The following is a 13,655-nucleotide window of genomic DNA, read 5'->3' as shown; positions in this document are numbered from 1 at the left end:
AAACGGATCACCCATTAGAGGGAAGCTTCAGCCGAAAGCCGTTTCGGTGAGCCAGGCCGCGTCGAACTCGCCCGCGGCCACGATCACGGCCGGTCCGGTCATGTCGACCTGCCCGTCGGGGTGTTCGGTGATGAGGAGGGTGCCGCCGGGGAGGTCGACGGTGTACGTGACGGGCTCGCCGGTGACGGCCGGGTCGGCGCCGTCGCGGCGGATGGCGGCCACGGCGACGGCGCAGGCGCCGGTGCCGCAGGAGCGGGTCTCGCCGGAGCCGCGCTCGTGGACGCGCATGGCGACGTGCCGGGGGCCGCGGTCGACGACGAACTCCACGTTGACACCCGTCGGGTAGACCTCGGCGGGGCTGAACGGAGGCGGGTCGAGCAGCCTTCCGGCGTGGTCCAGGCTGTCAACGAACGCGACGGCGTGCGGGTTGCCCATGTTGACGTTGCGGGCGGGCCAGGCGCGCTCGCCGACCGTCACGGTGACCTGCTCCTCGGGGAGGACGGCGCGGCCCATGGAGACCGTCACGTCGCCGCTCTTGTCGAGGTGCACCCGCTTGACGCCGCCGCGGGTGGCGACGGCGAGGTCGCCGGGCTCGACGTGGCCGGCGTAATGGAGGTAGCGGGCGAAGACGCGGACGCCGTTGCCGCACATCTCGGCGACGGAGCCGTCGCTGTTCCGGTAGTCCATGAACCACTCGGCCTCGTCGGCCAGGTGCGCCGCCTCGGGGTGCGCGGCGGACCGGACGACGTGCAGCACGCCGTCCGCGCCGATCCCGGCGCGCCGGTCGCAGAGCTTCGCGACGGCGGTCGCGGACAGCTCGACGGCGTTGTCCGGGTCCGGGACGATCACGAAGTCGTTCTCGGTGCCGTGGCCCTTGAGGAAGGAGAGGCTCGTCTGCGTCACCCGCCCATGGTACCGAGCGGGGCCTTCGGGCAGGTCGGCGGCGTCCAGGGCCTGTCTTTCGGACAGGTGCTACCGGAGCCGCGCGACCCGGTACACGGCCAGTGCCACGAGTGCCAGCGCGACCAGGGCGTACAGCCCGGCCATGCGCCAGTCGGGGCGGCGGCCGCTGCCCCGGGGCGGGAGCCCGGGCCAGGTGTAGCCCACGCGGCGCGCGGCCATCATGCCCCAGCCGCCGGCGCAGGAGCTGATGAGGAAGCCGAGCATGGCGACCACGGCTCCCCCGTCGCCGAACTCGAAGGCGAGCGGGAAGGCGAACATCAGGGAGCCGGCCGCGGCCAGCATCACGATGGGGGCGATCTGCCAGATGCGCAGTCGGCGCTGCGGGCGCAGCTCGACCTCGAACTCGGGACCGGCGGCGGCCTCCGCCTCGGCGGTGTCCGGTGCGTCCGGGCCGTCGGGGGTCAGCCGTGCCGGGTCTGCGGGCAGCCCGAGGCCGTCGGGCACGGGAGGCTCCCCAGCTGCTGCTGGGAGGTGCCCGAGAAGCGTCGGGTCCGCTTCCCGTCTCGTCCCGTCCTGCCCAGTGTCGCGAGGGCCGGCCTCCATTGCCACACGCCCTCCCCACTCGGACTTCGCACGCCGTCGTTCACCGCTGGTGACCGCACCTGCGGAATTTGATGATGGCACGGCTCAGGGCCCCGAACGGGCGCGCGGGGCGTCCCGATGCCATCACGTGATCAGGCTGTAACCGCTCGTTCGACCAACGACTGCGCGAGTCCGACGAGTTCCCCCCGGTCGGCGACGGCGCCGCTGAGCCAGTGCACGCGGGGGTCCCGGCGGAACCAGGAGTCCTGCCGCCGGGCGAACCGCTTGGTGGCGCGGGCGGTCTCGGCCCGGGCCTCGTCCTCGGTGCACTCGCCGGCGAGGGCGGTCAGCACCTGCTGGTAGCCGAGCGCCCTGGAAGCGGTGACTCCGTCGCGCAGGCCCCGGGCCTCCAGCGCGCGCACCTCGTCCACGAGCCCGGCCTCCCACATCCGGTCCACGCGCAGCGCGATCCGCTCGTCGAGCTCCGGCCGGGCCACGTCGACGCCGATCTGCACGGTGTCGTAGACCGACTCGTGGCCGGGCAGGTTGGCGGTGAACGGCTTCCCGGTGATCTCGATGACCTCCAGGGCGCGGACGATGCGGCGCCCGTTGCTGGGCAGGATCGCCTGGGCGGCGGCCGGGTCGGCGGCGGCGAGGCGGGCGTGCAGGGCGCCGGGGCCGCGCAGCACGGCCTCCGCCTCCAGACGGGCCCGGACCTCCGGGTCGGTGCCGGGGAACTCCATGGCGTCGAGGGCGCCGCGGACGTACAGGCCCGATCCGCCGACGAGGACCGGCGTACGGCCCTGGGCGAGCAGCTTGTCGATCTCCGCGCGGGCCAGGCGCTGGTACTCGGCGACGCTCGCGGTCTCCGTGACGTCCCAGATGTCGAGGAGGTGGTGCGGGACGCCGCCGCGCTCCTCCGTCGTCAGCTTGGCGGTGCCGATGTCCATCCCCCGATACAGCTGCATGGAGTCGGCGTTGACGACTTCGCCGTCGAAACGGCGGGCCAGGGCTACGCCCAGATCGGACTTTCCGGCCGCGGTGGGACCGACGACGGCGATGACCCGCGGGGCGGGGGCTGCATTCCTCACCGCCCCAGTCTCGCAGCCCCCGGTCAAGGCACTGCCATGTACCCGATCGAGTTACGTGACGCGCTGTCGGCGGGGTCGTTGCCCTGGCGAGGTTCCGCCGGGCGTACGCCCGGCGGAGGCCGGGCCGCACAAGGCGGAACTTCACCCGCACGAGTACCGTTACAGGAGTAGACATGGGCGTTTTTGATCGGCTTTTTCGTCGTAAGGGCCAAGATGCGACCGCAGAGGTCGCGTCCGGGGACGTGACGACGGAGTCCGAGGCTGCGGTCGGCGAGACCGAGGCCGAGCCGGCCGCGACGGAGGCTCCTGCGGCGGAAGCCGTGGAGATCCCGAAGCAGCAGTCGGCGGAGGCCGCCGCGGACAGCGAGGCCGGCGAGAGCGCCCGTACGTAGCCACCGCCACTGGAAGGTGACCCATGGGCCTGCTGGACACTCTGAAGGCCAAGCTCGCTCCGGCGAAGGACAAGGTCGGCGACCTCGCACAGCAGCACGAGGGCAGGATCGGCCAGAACCTCGACAAGATGGCGCAGGCCGTGGACTCCAAGACCAAGGGCAAGTACCACGGCAAGATCGAGACCGGCACGAGCAAGGCGAAGGACGCCCTGGGCAAGATCGCGCACAAGGACGCCCCCGGCGGGCCGACACCGCCGGCGGCGGCTTCCTGACGCGGTCCCGCAAGGAAGGGGCGCGGGTTCGACGGAACCCGCGCCCTTTCTCGTTCCTGCCGGTCAGGACCAGGCGGCGACGAAGTAGCCGACCCCGTACGGGGCGTCCTCGTACAGCAGCCGCCCGTCGAGGCCCGCGCCCTCGGCGGCGCCGGCCAGCACCTGCCAAGGGGCCCGGCCGGCGGCCTTGAGCTCGTACGCGAGCTCGGTGTCGAGGGCGGCGAGCGCGGCCACGTCGGCGGCGGCGAGGGCGCGGGCCGCGGCGGCGTCGAAGGCGGCGGCGCGGTCGTCGAGGTAACCGGGGGCCTTCAGGGTGCGGCAGGCGCTGCCGTCGCCCATGACGAGGAGCGCGACGCGCTCTTCGCGCGCGGCGAGGTCCCGGCCGGCCTCCAGGCACCGGGCGGTCTCGAGCGGTTCCCCGACCCCGAGGCCCTCCACGGGCGCGGAGCCCCAGCCGGCGCGGCCGAGCAGCCAGGCGCCGACGGCGAGGGACGGAGGCAGCAGGCGCGGCCCCTCCTCCCCGTCCCCGAGTTGTACGTCGGCCTCGACCCCGAATCCGCGGAAGCCGCCGCGGGCGCCCTGCGGGTAGGGGCCGCGGTGGTCCTGGTCGGCGGCTCCGACAACGACCAGCAGGTCGGGGCGGGAGGCGGCGAGCACCGCGAGCGCGTCGGAGCAGGCGGTACGGGCGTCGCCGAGTTCGGCGGCGGCCCCCGCGGCGACCTCGGGCACGAGGAGCGGCGGGGCGGGGCAGACGGCGGCGGCAACGAGCATGATCCGCAGCCTAGCCCCGCGCGGCCCGCACTGAGGCCCCGCCGGGCCACCCCGCTCTCGCAGGGCCGGCCTCGCGTCCGGACCCGCGGGGCCGGACGCGGTCAGGAAGAAGTCGGCAGGGCGCAGCCCGAGGTGGCCACCGGGAGGGGGGCCGGGATGCCCAGGGTGGGGATGCCCAGCATGACGCCCTGGGGCTGCGCCGGCGCCGCATTGCGCTTCTCCCAGGCGTCCCCCGCCCGCGTACGGCGCACCGACTCCGTCGGGCCCTCCGCCAGGAGGTGGTGCGGAGCCGCGTACGTGATGTCGACGGTCACCACGTCACCGGGACGGACCTCCGCCTCCGGCTTCGTGAAGTGCACCAGGCGGTTGTCGGGGGCCCGCCCGGACAGGCGGTGCGTCGCACCGTCCTTGCGGCCCTCGCCCTCCGCGACCATGACCTCCAGCGTGCGGCCGACCTGCTTCTTGTTCTCCTCCCAGGAGATCTCCTCCTGCAGGGCGACCAGCCGCATGTAGCGCTCCTGGACGACCTCCTTCGGGATCTGCCCCTCCATGTCGGCCGCCGGGGTCCCGGGGCGCTTGGAGTACTGGAAGGTGAACGCGTTCGCGAAGCGCGCCTCGCGCACCGCGTGCATCGTCTGCTCGAAGTCCTCCTCGGTCTCGCCGGGGAAGCCCACGATGATGTCGGTGGAGATCGCCGCGTGCGGGATCGCGACGCGGACCTTCTCGATGATGCCGAGGAAGCGCTCCTGCCGGTACGAGCGGCGCATCGCCTTCAGGATCGTGTCCGAGCCGGACTGCATCGGCATGTGCAGCTGCGGCATCACGTTCGGCGTCTCGGCCATCGCCGCGATCACGTCGTCCGTGAAGTCCCGCGGGTGCGGCGAGGTGAACCGGACCCGCTCCAGGCCCTCGATCTGCCCGCAGGCACGCAGCAGCTTCGAGAACGCCTCGCGGTCGCCCAGGTCGGAGCCGTACGCGTTGACGTTCTGGCCGAGCAGGGTGATCTCGGAGACGCCCTCGGCGACCAGGGCCTCCACCTCGGCGAGGATGTCGCCGGGCCGGCGGTCCTCCTCCTTGCCGCGCAGCGCCGGGACGATGCAGAAGGTGCAGGTGTTGTTGCAGCCGACGGAGATCGAGACCCAGGCTGCGTACGCGGACTCGCGGCGGGTCGGCAGCGTGGAGGGGAAGGCCTCCAGCGACTCGGCGATCTCGACCTGCGCCTCCTCCTGGATGCGCGCGCGCTCCAGCAGGACGGGCAGCTTGCCGATGTTGTGCGTACCGAAGACCACGTCGACCCAGGGGGCCCGCTTGACGATCGTGTCGCGGTCCTTCTGCGCGAGGCAGCCGCCGACGGCGATCTGCATGCCGGGGCGCTTGGTCTTCATCGGGGCGAGCCGGCCGAGGTTGCCGTACAGCTTGTTGTCGGCGTTCTCGCGGACGGCGCAGGTGTTGAACACCACGACGTCGGCGTCGCCGTCGGAGCCCTCGGGCGCGCGCGTGTAGCCCGCGCCCTCCAGCAGACCGGACAGTCGCTCGGAGTCGTGCACGTTCATCTGGCACCCGTAGGTGCGCACCTCGTATGTTCCCTTGACGTCCACTGCCGTGCTCCGGTCGCTGCTGCTGGTCATGCAACAAGGGTAGGCGGTACCCGGAAGCCCTCCGGCCCCCCGTGCAGCCGGCCCGCGGGCAGGCGGCGCCCGAAGAGGACGAGCAGCAGGTCCTGGGCGGCCCCGTGTACGGGGGTTCCGCTGCCGTGGGACCAGTCGAGGTCGTCGGCGCACAGCCGGATGCCGGTCAGGTCGGCTCCGAAGAACCTCAGGCCGCGTGGCGTGATCGCGGAGAGCAGGGGGCGCAGCCGGTCCTCGGGGACGCGGCGCGGGTGGCCGAGGGCGACGGTGATGTCGAGGCCGTGGACCACGTCGTGGGCGAGCCCGGCGGTGGGCCCGCCCGCCGGGGGCTTCCACGGGTGGCCGGCGTTGTCGCGCAGCAGGGCCGCCAGTTCGTACGGGGTGAAGGCGGCGGCGTCGCGGCGGGGGACCGGCTGCGCGGCGTCGCGCGGACCAGGTTCGCCTCCGGGGCCGCACCGGCCCCCGGCTCCGGGGGCCCGGGACCGGGCCGCCCGTGACAGCGCGGCGGGTCGGTGGCAGGATCGCGGCCATGGCTCACGTACCGCCCCGCATCCGCAGGCGCACCGCCCTGTGGGGGCTGGTGGCCGTACTCGGGGTGCTGGCGCTGCTCGCATGGTGGCTGAAGCCCTTCGGCGAGCCGGAGCTGAAGGGCGGGCTGAGCTTCAGCACGGGCGTCCGCACCGGCGTCTACCACCGCTACGGCCAGCTGCTGGAGCAGGCACTCGCCCGGGACATGCCCGAAATGAAGGTGAAGCTGGAGACCAGCCAGGGCTCGCAGGAGAACCTCCAGCGGCTGGCTTCCGGGGAGGCCGACTTCACCATCGCCACCGCCGACGCGGTCTCCAAGTACCGGGCCGACGGGAAGCCGGGCGCGGACCGGCTGCGCGGCGTCGCGCGGCTGTACGACGACTACGTGCAGCTGGTGGTGCCGGCGGGCTCGCCGGTGCAGTCGGCGCGGGACCTGAAGGGCAAGCGGGTCGCGATCGGCCAGCAGGGTTCCGGGGTGCGGCTGATCTCGGAGCGGCTGCTGACGGCGGCCAAGCTGGACCCGGCGCGCGACATCACCCCGGTGTCCATCGGCATCGACACCATGCCGGCGGAGCTGGAGGCCGGTCGGATCGACGCGTTCTTCTGGTCCGGCGGCCTGCCGACGAACGCTGTGCGCGAGCTGTCGGACCGGTTCGAGATCCGGCTCGTGCAGCTCGGCGACCTGGTGGAAGCCCTCCAGGCGAGCGGGAGCCCGGCGCGGTACTACCGGGCGGCGGTGATGCCCCAGGACGCGTACACCCGGGCCCGGAACACCTCGGCGGTGGCGACCCTGGCCGTACCGAACCTGCTGGTCACCACCGAGGAGAAGGACCCGGAGCTGACCGAGCAGTTCACTCGGACGGTGATCCTCAGCCGCGACCGGATCGGGCACGAGGTGCACGCGGCGCAGCTGGTGGACCTGCGCACCGCGATCTACACGGACCCGCTGGACCTGCACGAAGGGGCCCAGCGGTACTACCGCTCGGTCAAGCCGTAGGAAGGCGAGCCGTAAGGACGCTCACGCAGCGCTCACGCGGCGGGCAGCAGCATCAGCGCCGCCGCAGCCGCGCCGATCAGTCCCGCGTGGGTGCCCAGGGCCGCCGGGACCACCTGCAGGCCCCTCACGAACGAGAGCGTGGCGTAGTCCGCCAGGTGTGCGCGGATCGGCGCGAACAGGGTGTCGCCCGAGGTGGCGACGCCCCCGCCGATGACCGCGATGTCCGTTTCGACGAGGGTCGCGGTGGCCGCGATGGCGGCGGCCAGGGCGCGGCCCGCCCGGTCGAAGGCGGCCACGGCGACAGGGTCCCCGGCCTCGGCGGCCACGGCCACACCCGCTGCGGTGGCGTCCCCGTCCGGGCTCGCCGGGGCCCAGCCCTGGGCCTTGGCCCACCGGGCGATGGCGGTGCCCGAGGCGATGGACTCCACGCAGCCGTGGCCTCCACAGACGCACTGCTCACCGTCGAAGGCCACGCTGATGTGGCCGATGTGGCCCGCGTTGCCCGTGGGGCCGGGGTGGAGCTGGTTGTTCAGGATCAGCCCGCCGCCCACCCCGGTGGAGACCACCATGCACAGGGCGTTCGCGTGCCCCCGGGCCGCGCCCAGCCAGTGCTCGGCGGCGGTCATCGCCGGCCCGTCGCCGGCGAGCACGGTGGGGAGGACCGCGCCGTGCCTGGCCAGTTCGGCCTCGATCCGGGCCTGGACCGGGAACTCCCGCCACGCCCCGATGTTGACAGGGCTCACCGTGCCGCGGGAGGCGTCCACGGGGCCCGCGCTGCCGATCCCGCAGCGGACCGCCGAGGGCCAGAGCGGGGAGGCCGCGAGGTCGGCGACGACCTCGGTGACGGCGGCGAAGACCGCGTCGCCGTCCGCGCCCCGCGGGGTCGGGCGGCGGGTGGTGGCCGTCATGGTGCCGTCGGGGTGCACCAGGGCGCCGGCGATCTTCGTACCGCCGATGTCGATCGCGACCGTCAGGCCGGTGGCCGAGGCGATGGCCCGCGGTGCGGGGAAGGCGGGGTGGGGACTCGTCACGGCAGCGGCTCCAGGAAGGGGTCGGATTCAGTATGCGGTCGGCGGCGGGGCCGTACTCTCCCGGGGCTCCAGCCGGGGCTGCTCGCTCTCGCGGGCCCGCGGCGGGCTCCCGGCGAGCACGGCGAGGAGCTCCTCGGCGGCGAGCCGGCCGAAGCCGGCGGTGTCGCGTACGAGGGCGGTGAGCCGGGGGTGGGTGACCCGGCACAGCGCGGAGTCGTCCCAGGCGACCATGGAGATCCGGCCGGGGACCGCGATGTCCAGCTCGGCGGCGACGGCGATGCCGGCCACCGCCATCACGTCGTTGTCGTAGACGAGCGCGGTCGGCGGTTCGGGCTCGGCGAGGACCCGGCGGGTGGCGGCCGCCCCCTCGGCGTCGGAGTAGTCGGTGACCACCGAGCGCACGTGCTCCGGGCCGAGCCCGCGCGCCTCGGCCTCGGTGCGCAGCGAGGCGATCCGGCGGGCGGTGTGGGCGAGGCCGGGCAGCCCGGCGATGTGGGTGATCCGGCGGTGGCCCAGCCCGTACAGGTGGTCCAGGACCTGGGCCATGGCCCGGGCGTCGTCGGCCCGGACGGAGGACAACGGGCCGGTTCCGCTTCCGTCGGCCCGGACCGACGACAGGGGGCCGGTCCCGCCCGCTGCGCCGATCATGACCGCCGGGAGGCCGAGCTGTGCGAGGAGCTCCGGGCGCGGGTCGTCCGTACGCGGGTCGACGACGAGGACCCCGTCCACGCGCCGTTCGGCCCACCAGCGGCGGTAGACGGCGCATTCGGCGTCGATGCCGTCCACGACCTGGAAGAGCAGGGCGACCCGGCCCGCGGACAGCACCTCCTGGATGCCGGAGACCAGTTGGAGGAAGAAGGACTCGACGCCGAGGGTCTGCGCGGGCCGGGCGAGCACCAGTCCGACCGCGCCGGAGCGTTCGCCGGACAGGGCGCGGGCGGCGCTGTTGGGCTGCCAGCCGAGTTCCTCTGCGACCCGGCGGATCCGGGCGCGGGTGTCCCGGGACACGCCGGGCCGGTCGTTGAGCGCGAAGGACACGGCGCTCTCGGACACCCCGGCCCGGCGGGCGATGTCCTTGATGGTGGGTCTGCGGGCCATGGCCTGCCTGCCTCTTCTTCATCCCTGGGGTACGTCGGGCACGCCGGATACGCGGACGGCGATGGCGGGACCGTACGCGATCCTGCCCTGGCAGGCCGCCTTGACCAGCATCCAGTACGTGCCCGGCACGGCTCCCGGCGGCGGCCGGAGCTCGAACTCCACCTCCGCCGGGTGGTCCGCCGGTACGTGCACGGGCTGTCCGGCGGGGCCGGTGAACTGCCAGGTCCCGTACGGGGAGACGGCATACGCCCGGCCCGTCAGCGGGCTCCGGATCCCGGTGCTGCCGATCCGGGCCCGTACGAGGGCCCGCCCGCCGGGGGCCACCTCCACCTCGGGATCGGGCGCCTCCACCCACAGCACGGGAGGGGCGTCCGGGTCGCCGGGCACATCGACGGCGAGGACGTCCTCGAACTCCCCCGCCGGAGTGCTCGCGAGGATGCGGACCAGGTGGGTACCGGGCCGGGCACCGGCCGCGGGGGTCACCGCCAGCGGGAGCCGCTCGTAGCCGCCGGGCGGCAGTTCGACCGTGCGCCGGGTCCAGGAGGCCTGCCAGCCCTCGGGGGCCCGGACCTCCAGCCCGACCGGGCCTCCGGCGCCTTCGCCGTGCGCCGCGACCGTCACCGCGGCGTCGGCCGGGACGCCCGTGCACGTCACCGCGTACGGCGCGTCGCCCAGGGGCGCCGTTCCCGTGTTGTGGAGCCAGTACCGGCTGAACACCGGCTGGTACGGCTCGCGTTCGCCCTGCCGCAGCGGCATGCCCGACGCGGCCGGCAGCAGCACGGTCGCCGTCCCCGCGCCGCCGATCCCGCCGGGGAACGGGCCGAGGGGGCGGTCCAGTAGATCCGCCTCGGCGGCGGGGGCCGCGGGCCAGTGCAGCCGGACCTGCGCCGGGCGGCCATGGGTCTCGTGCAGCCGGACCGCCAGAGCGCCCGAGCCGCCGGCCGCGCGCTTGACCGCCTCGATCAGGGCCCGGTCGGCGGGTTCGACGCCGAGCAGTGAACGGGCGGGCGGCTGCGGGCCGGCGTCCGGCGCGGCGGTGACGGCGGTCAGCGGCTTGTTGAACTCCCGGCCCCGGCGGACCAGATCGGTCTCCCGCCAGTCTCCGCATCCCGCGACCAGCGCGTGCTCGAAGACGTGGGTCCAGTGCTGGAGCTGGAAGGAGCTGCCGTCCGGGGCCGTGCGCCGCGGCGGGTCCATCAACTCCCCGGCGGGCCGGCCGGTGCAGGAGCGCATCAGGCTGCCGTGCAGCCGGCCCTCGGTGTCCACGGCGAAGCCGGGCGTCCTCTTGACCAGGATCCCGACGGTCCGGCCGGCGTACGGGGCTTCGGGCGGGCCGGGGTACGGGGCTTCGGGCGCGGCCGCCCCGGCCGGCGGGTCCACGGCCTCGAGCCTGCCCGACGCGGCGACGGCCGATGCAGCCTCCCCCGCCGGCCCGGCGAGCACCAGGACCGGCAGGTCCCGGATGCCGGTCAGGTCGCAGCCGGGGCTCCAGAGCGCGCGGAGCCCGGCCCGAGCCGGTACCCAGACCTGCGCGTGTTCTCGTACGGCCTTCTCGTACGCGGGATCGGCCGCCGCCAGCACCGCTGCCGTGAAGGTGTTCCGCTCGGGGCCGCCGAGTGCGATCCGGAAGTCCGGGAGGCTGCTGTCCGCGGCCAGGTCGCCCCAGCGCGGGCCGCCCGGCCGGGTCGGGGTGGCGGTGACCCCGTACCGGGCGAGCGCGACGACCAACTCCCGCAGGCCGTCAGGGGTTCCCGCGTCCGGGAGCACGATCTCGCCGGCTCCCACCGCCCGGCCCGGACCCCCGCCCCGGGCCCCGCCCACCACCAGCGGCGCCGAGAGCCCGAACCAGTTCAGGCACGGGCTGTCCAGGGTCCACGGAGCCCGCGTGTGGTCGGCCCCCGCATCCGCCTCGGGGAACGCGAACCCGCGCCCCACCACCGCGGCCGCCGTCTCCGCGACGGGCAGCGCCCCCGGCACGTCGGCCGGGATGCGCAGCCGCAGCAGCCGGTCGGAGCCGCTGAACTCATGCACGGTGGTGGTCAGTTCGACCCGGTCGAGGCCCTCCCACAGGGTCGTGGTCCGGGTCCAGCGGACCGGGCCGGTGCGCCCGGAGGCCACGATCCGCGCCCCCAGCGGCCCCCGCTCCACGCGGCAGGAGTCGGCGGGCGCGCTGCCCGAGCCGGTGCCGGGCCCCTTGGGCAGCAGATGCCAGGGGCCCTCCCCGAAGAACGGGTGCCGGTCGTACTCCTCCTGCACGACCAGCTCGTCCACCTCACCCGGCGTCAGCAGCTCGTCCCCCGTACGCCGGTCCAGCAGCCGGGCGAGGCCGCCGCCCCGCGTGGGATCGGCTTCCGCCCGGAAGTACGCGTTCTCGACGGCCAGGCCTGCCGCCGGCTCCCAGCCGCCGGAGACCGGCGACGGGGCGGCGGCGAGCCACCAGGTGCGGTGCCCCAGCGGCGGCACGTCGACGGCCAGGAAGGCCAGCTCCGCCCGGCCGCCGGCCACGGCTTCGAGGTGGACGGCCGCGCCGCGCCCCTCGGCGTCCAGGACCGTGATGCACCGGGCCTCCTCCACGCCCGCGCCCAGGCCCAGTTCCGCGAGGTCCACGGTCGTACGGACCAGGTCGGTCCGCGTCCAGGACACCGGGTTGTGGACGGTCACGGCGAGGGCGCCCGGCCCGCGGGTGTCGGCCGCCCGGGTCAGCGCGCGCAGCGCCTCCTCCCGTACGGAGGCGGCCAGTTCGTGGGCCTCCCGCCAGGCCGGGAGCAGGTCCAGGTACACCTGGTCGGAGAAGGTCCCGGTGGCCGCGTCGTGGTGCGCGGCGTGCAGCAGGTGCCGCCAGGCCTTGGCGAGGGTCTGCTCCGGGTAGTCCAGCAGCCCTTCCGCGCAGGCCAGCGCGGCGAAGGTCTCGGCCTGTTCGAGCAGGTTCTCGGCAGCCCGGTGGGCCTGTTTCACATCGGCGTAGCTGACGTCCTTGCCGGTGTACACCGGGCCCATCTCCCGGGTCACCGGCAGCGGCCGCTCCCCGCGGGCGGCCAGTTCGGCGCGGACGGCCTCGAAGTGGGCGCGCGGGCCGGAGTGCTCCATGCGCGGCCAGCAGTAGCGGCGGTTCCAGGCGTGCTGAACGTCCAGGCCCCAGCGGTGCGGCCAGGAGAAGTCGGTGCCCATCGGGATCAGGACGTTCCGCGTCGCGGCGCCGGTCCGGAGCAGTTCGTACAGCTCGAGCAGCTGCCCGGCGGCGGCCTCGGCGTCCGGGGCCTGGTGGGAGGGCCAGCCGGCCGAGTAGTGCGCGGGCAGGTAGTGCAGCAGCAGCCCCCGGCCGTCGGGCGCGATCCACTCGTACTCGGCGGGCAGCTGCATCGCGGACGGGGCCCGGAGCGTGTCGCCCCAGGTGTCCTGCATCGGGCCCCAGTGGTGGTGCGGGCCGCGGGCGAGGACGGCGGAGTCGAGCCCGGCGCCGGCCATCAGGGAGGGGAAGGAGGGGTCGTGGCCGAACACGTCGAGCTGCCAGGCGGTGCGCGGGTCGGCGCCGAGGGTGCCGCGGTGCAGGGCGAGTCCGTGGACGGCGCTGCGGATGGTGCTCTCGGCGGAGGTGAGGTTGGTGGAGGGCTCGTTGTACGTGCCGCCGACGATCTCGACGCGGCCCCCGGCGATCAGGGCGCGCAGCTCGGCGCGGTCCTCGGGACGGCTGTCCCAGTACGGCTTGAGGTAGTCGACTTCGGAGAGCACGAAGCGGTACGCGGGGTCCTCGCGCGCCTGTTGCAGGTGGAGCGGGATCAGGGTGAAGGCGGGGACGCCGGTGTACTCCCAGCCGCGCTCGGGCTCGCCGGGCCGCAGCGGGGCGTCCCACAGGGTGGTGTACGCGGCCTGGGTGTTCCACCACAGGGGGTCGTAGTGAAAGTGCGGGACGAGCCGGACAGTCCAGCCCGGCTCGGCGACGGCCAGGCCGAACGGCAGCTCGGCGAGCGGCCGCCCGTCGGGGGTGGCGACGCGGGCGGTGACGGGCAGTACGGCCCCGGGCGCGGCGCCGCCCGTGCGGACGGCGACCTCGACGGTGGACTCCACCGCCGCGCCGGTCCCGGCACCGGCGGTGTCCCACGCGTCGGCGGTGTCGGCGCGCAGGATGCGCGGGTGCGGGGTGCCGACTCCGGGGCCGTGCACGGTGACGTACAGCGGGCCGGCCGGACGCTCCCTGCGGATCCGCACGCGGACCACCTGCGCCGGGCTTTGCGCAGAACCGGTAAAGAGGGCCGGGGTGGCGACCTCGGTGACCGAAATGCCGCTGTCCATTTCCGCACGCTTTCCCGTGGCAGGACTAAACCGCATTAGCTCGATCAGCTTGGGAGGGCCGGAGCCCTTCTG

Annotated in this window: 11 protein-coding genes and 1 pseudogene; 3 read left to right on the top strand and 9 right to left on the bottom strand. The window is 74.7% G+C overall.

Annotation, left to right across the window (positions count from 1 at the left end; translation table 11 throughout):
* Positions 1–27 precede the first annotated feature (27 nt).
* From dapF to miaA, 3 genes are all read right to left on the bottom strand, one after another.
* A complete protein-coding gene (gene dapF, locus AB0M76_RS19255; protein ID WP_365953974.1) occupies positions 28–903 on the bottom strand; it encodes a diaminopimelate epimerase in 876 nt (291 codons plus the stop codon).
* A 69-nt stretch (positions 904–972) separates the two neighbouring features.
* On the bottom strand, positions 973–1,506 hold the full coding sequence (locus tag AB0M76_RS19250; protein WP_365953973.1) for a hypothetical protein: 534 nt from the start codon (positions 1,504–1,506) through the stop codon (positions 973–975).
* A 131-nt stretch (positions 1,507–1,637) separates the two neighbouring features.
* Positions 1,638–2,576 (bottom strand): tRNA (adenosine(37)-N6)-dimethylallyltransferase MiaA, encoded by a 939-nt coding sequence (miaA, locus tag AB0M76_RS19245; protein ID WP_365953972.1) that lies wholly within the window; start codon positions 2,574–2,576, stop codon positions 1,638–1,640.
* Positions 2,577–2,818: 242 nt separating this feature from the next.
* Between miaA and AB0M76_RS19240 the strand changes: the two genes are divergently transcribed.
* Both AB0M76_RS19240 and AB0M76_RS19235 read left to right on the top strand, forming a co-directional pair.
* On the top strand, positions 2,819–2,968 hold the full coding sequence (locus tag AB0M76_RS19240) for a gliding motility protein (RefSeq protein WP_323139547.1): 150 nt from the start codon (positions 2,819–2,821) through the stop codon (positions 2,966–2,968).
* Between the two features lie 23 nt (positions 2,969–2,991).
* The gene (locus tag AB0M76_RS19235) at positions 2,992–3,240 is read left to right on the top strand and encodes an antitoxin (protein WP_266663068.1); all 249 of its coding nucleotides are present in this window, start codon (positions 2,992–2,994) and stop codon (positions 3,238–3,240) included.
* A 63-nt stretch (positions 3,241–3,303) separates the two neighbouring features.
* Here the strand turns inward: AB0M76_RS19235 and AB0M76_RS19230 are convergent, their stop codons facing one another.
* The 3 genes and pseudogenes from AB0M76_RS19230 to AB0M76_RS19220 all read right to left on the bottom strand — a co-directional run.
* Positions 3,304–4,011 (bottom strand): hypothetical protein, encoded by a 708-nt coding sequence (locus tag AB0M76_RS19230; protein ID WP_365953971.1) that lies wholly within the window; start codon positions 4,009–4,011, stop codon positions 3,304–3,306.
* 101 nt (positions 4,012–4,112) lie between these two features.
* Positions 4,113–5,639 (bottom strand): tRNA (N6-isopentenyl adenosine(37)-C2)-methylthiotransferase MiaB, encoded by a 1,527-nt coding sequence (miaB, locus tag AB0M76_RS19225; protein WP_365953970.1) that lies wholly within the window; start codon positions 5,637–5,639, stop codon positions 4,113–4,115.
* Positions 5,636–6,049, bottom strand: a pseudogene (locus AB0M76_RS19220) (hypothetical protein); the annotation flags it as partial. The pseudogene AB0M76_RS19220 and the gene miaB, both read right to left, overlap by 4 nt.
* A 119-nt stretch (positions 6,050–6,168) precedes the next feature.
* Between AB0M76_RS19220 and AB0M76_RS19215 the strand changes: the two are divergent.
* On the top strand, positions 6,169–7,164 hold the full coding sequence (locus AB0M76_RS19215; RefSeq protein ID WP_365953969.1) for a TAXI family TRAP transporter solute-binding subunit: 996 nt from the start codon (positions 6,169–6,171) through the stop codon (positions 7,162–7,164).
* Between the two features lie 32 nt (positions 7,165–7,196).
* On the opposite strand, the gene AB0M76_RS19210 is transcribed toward AB0M76_RS19215, so the two are convergent.
* From AB0M76_RS19210 to AB0M76_RS19200, 3 genes are all read right to left on the bottom strand, one after another.
* On the bottom strand, positions 7,197–8,138 hold the full coding sequence (locus AB0M76_RS19210) for an ROK family protein (RefSeq protein ID WP_365954149.1): 942 nt from the start codon (positions 8,136–8,138) through the stop codon (positions 7,197–7,199).
* 84 nt (positions 8,139–8,222) lie between these two features.
* Positions 8,223–9,293 (bottom strand): LacI family DNA-binding transcriptional regulator, encoded by a 1,071-nt coding sequence (locus tag AB0M76_RS19205; protein ID WP_365953968.1) that lies wholly within the window; start codon positions 9,291–9,293, stop codon positions 8,223–8,225.
* Between the two features lie 18 nt (positions 9,294–9,311).
* On the bottom strand, positions 9,312–13,583 hold the full coding sequence (locus tag AB0M76_RS19200; RefSeq protein WP_365953967.1) for an NEW3 domain-containing protein: 4,272 nt from the start codon (positions 13,581–13,583) through the stop codon (positions 9,312–9,314).
* Positions 13,584–13,655: the final 72 nt, after the last annotated feature.

The organism is Streptomyces sp. NPDC051364 (genome assembly GCF_040682115.1).
GTDB lineage: Bacteria > Actinomycetota > Actinomycetes > Streptomycetales > Streptomycetaceae > Streptomyces.
The sequence above is the reverse complement of the archived record's forward strand: the minus strand, read 5'-3'. Positions and strand labels throughout refer to the sequence as shown.

Bases quoted from the DNA above. Each gene is read 5' to 3' on its own strand.
- AB0M76_RS19250 (WP_365953973.1), bottom strand. From the start codon at position 1,506: ATGGAGGCCGGCCCTCGCGACACTGGGCAGGACGGGACGAGACGGGAA.
- AB0M76_RS19235 (WP_266663068.1), top strand. From the start codon at position 2,992: ATGGGCCTGCTGGACACTCTGAAGGCCAAGCTCGCTCCGGCGAAGGAC.
- AB0M76_RS19230 (WP_365953971.1), bottom strand. From the start codon at position 4,011: ATGCTCGTTGCCGCCGCCGTCTGCCCCGCCCCGCCGCTCCTCGTGCCC.
- miaB (WP_365953970.1), bottom strand. From the start codon at position 5,639: ATGACCAGCAGCAGCGACCGGAGCACGGCAGTGGACGTCAAGGGAACA.
- AB0M76_RS19215 (WP_365953969.1), top strand. From the start codon at position 6,169: ATGGCTCACGTACCGCCCCGCATCCGCAGGCGCACCGCCCTGTGGGGG.
- AB0M76_RS19205 (WP_365953968.1), bottom strand. From the start codon at position 9,293: ATGGCCCGCAGACCCACCATCAAGGACATCGCCCGCCGGGCCGGGGTG.
- AB0M76_RS19200 (WP_365953967.1), bottom strand. From the start codon at position 13,583: ATGGACAGCGGCATTTCGGTCACCGAGGTCGCCACCCCGGCCCTCTTT.